Here is a 2,294-nt window from a genome sequence, read left to right on the forward strand (position 1 = left end):
GACGTCGACAGCTCCGGCGCAAAGAACAGCCCGTGCGGCTTGAGCGCGGCATTGAGCTGGTCCTTGACCACGCCCGTCTGCACCCGCACCCAGCGCTCGGCAACGTTGATTTCGAGGATGGCGTTCATGTGCCGCGACAGGTCGACCACGACGCCATCGGTCAATGACTGCCCGTTGGTGCCGGTGCCACCACCGCGCGGGGTCAGCTTGATCTGGCGGAAGCGTGGCTCGGCCATCAAGGTTGCGATGCGTGCGATGTCATCCGCATCCAGGGGGAACACCGCCGCTTGCGGCAGCCGCTGGTAAATCGAGTTGTCGGTCGCCAGCACGGTGCGGGTGGCGTAGTCGGCGCTGAGCTGACCGCGAAAGCCGCTGGTGTGCAGGGCTTGCAGAAACTCCGGGTACTGGGCCGCGGGTGCAACGGTGGGCAACTGAGCGATCATCGCAGGCTGTTCTCTTGTCGGTCTAATCACGGGAAAACTCAAAACACTTGTCGCCTGAGCATTAATGGGTCAGCCTCAGGTCGTCGGCCATGCCAATGATCCTGCAGGCTCTGGCGCCGGACAAACGGATAATCCTGCCGCTATCGATGACTTTTACGAATGAATTACCGTCACCTCACTCCTTCGATGTCGTTGCTGCTGGCCTTTGAAGCCGCCGCCCGCCATGAAAGCTATACCCGCGCCGCGATGGAACTGTCACTGACCCAAAGCGCGGTGAGCCGGCAAGTCCAGGCGCTGGAGCAGCAACTGGGCCTGACGCTGTTCCGCCGTGAAGGCAGGCAAGTACAGCTGACCGATGTCGGTCGTCTTTATCAGCGGGAAATGAGCGAAGCGCTCGGACGCATCCGCAGCGCCACATTGCAGGCCATGGCTTATCAATCCGGCAGCGGCACGTTGCGCCTGGCCACCTTGCCGACCTTCGGCTCGAAGTGGTTATTGCCGCGCCTGCATGACTTCTACAAAACCCATCCCGGCATGCTGGTGCACATCAATTCCCGCATCGATGCCATCGACTTTGAAACCAGCGGCATCGACGCCGCGATCGTCGTCGGCAATGCCGACTTGCCGGGGCTGATCAGCCATCGCCTGCACACCGAAGAACTGATGGTGATCATTTCGCCAGAAGCGGCCGAAATCCATGACGCCTGGACCCCTGACCGCATTGCTGGCCAGACGCTGCTCAACGTCGCGAGCAACGCCAACGTCTGGGGCGAGTGGTTCAGCCACCACGCCCTGCCCCATCGGATGATGCGCCTGGGGCCGAGTTTCGAACTCACCTCGCACTTGATCCAGGCCGTCAGGGCCGGCATCGGCATCGGTCTGGTGCCACGTATCCTGGTGGCCGACGAGTTGGCCAACAACGAACTGATCAGCCTCGATCAGCCCTTCGCCAGCCAGCGCAGTTACTACCTGGCCTATCCGCCGCGCAACGAAATGCTGCCTTCACTCGTCGCGTTTCGTACCTGGTTGCTGGAACAGGTCTGACGGTTACCGCCCAAGGAACGCGTAGCCGAAACCCACCACCTTGGCGTCKTCGCCGTAGCCGCCCAGGAACGAAACACCCACCGGCAGGTTGCCCTTGATGATGCCTGCCGGAACGGTGATTTCGGGAAATCCTGTGGCCGAGGCAATGTACGACGACGCGTAGGTATCGCCGGACTTGCACAGGTAACTGTCATCGTTCACACCGTGCACCACCGAAGCCGGGCAATTGATGGTCGCAAAAAACAGGCTGTCGACCTTGTTCTGCTTCATGATGCCCATCAGTTGCGCGCGCAACTGTGGAATCTTCCGGGAAAGAATGGAGATGTACTGCGGCGAATCGGTGCTTGCGGCATTCGCTACCGTTTCCAGTCCGGCCAGGCGTGCCGGGTTCATCCCATGCGCAGCGTTTTGCGCCTGATTTTGCCTGGCAAGGTCGAGAAACTGCGCAAGCGTTCGCGGTTGGCCTGGATTGAGGGTGGTGAGGTAGCGTTCGAATTGCGGCTTGAATTCGCTCTCCCCCACTGGGCCGAGCACGTCGCTCCACAGGGTTTCAAAGGCTTTTGGCAATTCGATGGAGACGACCTGCGCACCGCGCTTGACGAGCGTTTCCTGCGCAGCTTTATAGACCGCATCCACTTCCGGGTTCGCCCCCTTGAAATTGTTGATTACGCCAATGGTCTTGCCTTGCAGCGAGGTACGGCTCAGTGCCGGTTCGAACTGTATTTTGTCTGCAGCAAGGTCGAAGGTCGCCGCGTCGCTTTTGTCCTGGCCCTTGATCACATCAAGCACGATGGCCTGATCCAGCAC

The 2,294-nt window shown here is 60.5% G+C and carries 3 protein-coding genes; 1 reads left to right on the forward strand and 2 read right to left on the reverse strand.

Translation table 11 applies throughout. The features are described 5' to 3' along the window. A partial coding sequence (locus tag ACXRVY_RS24930; protein ID WP_458238512.1) for an FAD-binding oxidoreductase occupies positions 1 to 443 on the reverse strand: 443 nt, incomplete at its 3' end. Positions 444 to 602: 159 nt separating this feature from the next. Between ACXRVY_RS24930 and ACXRVY_RS24935 the strand changes: the two genes are divergently transcribed. Then, positions 603 to 1,487 carry a LysR substrate-binding domain-containing protein gene (locus ACXRVY_RS24935; RefSeq protein WP_223462592.1) on the forward strand — a complete coding sequence of 295 codons (885 nt, stop codon included), beginning with the start codon at positions 603 to 605 and terminating at the stop codon, positions 1,485 to 1,487. 3 nt (positions 1,488 to 1,490) lie between these two features. Here ACXRVY_RS24935 and ACXRVY_RS24940 read toward each other — a convergent pair. Beyond that, positions 1,491 to 2,294: amidase family protein (locus ACXRVY_RS24940; protein ID WP_458238513.1), on the reverse strand; the 804-nt coding region annotated here is incomplete at its 5' end.

This window comes from Pseudomonas sp. P5_A2_2, from assembly GCF_054177685.1.

Bases quoted from the DNA above. Each gene is read 5' to 3' on its own strand.
- ACXRVY_RS24935 (WP_223462592.1), top strand. From the start codon at position 603: ATGAATTACCGTCACCTCACTCCTTCGATGTCGTTGCTGCTGGCCTTT.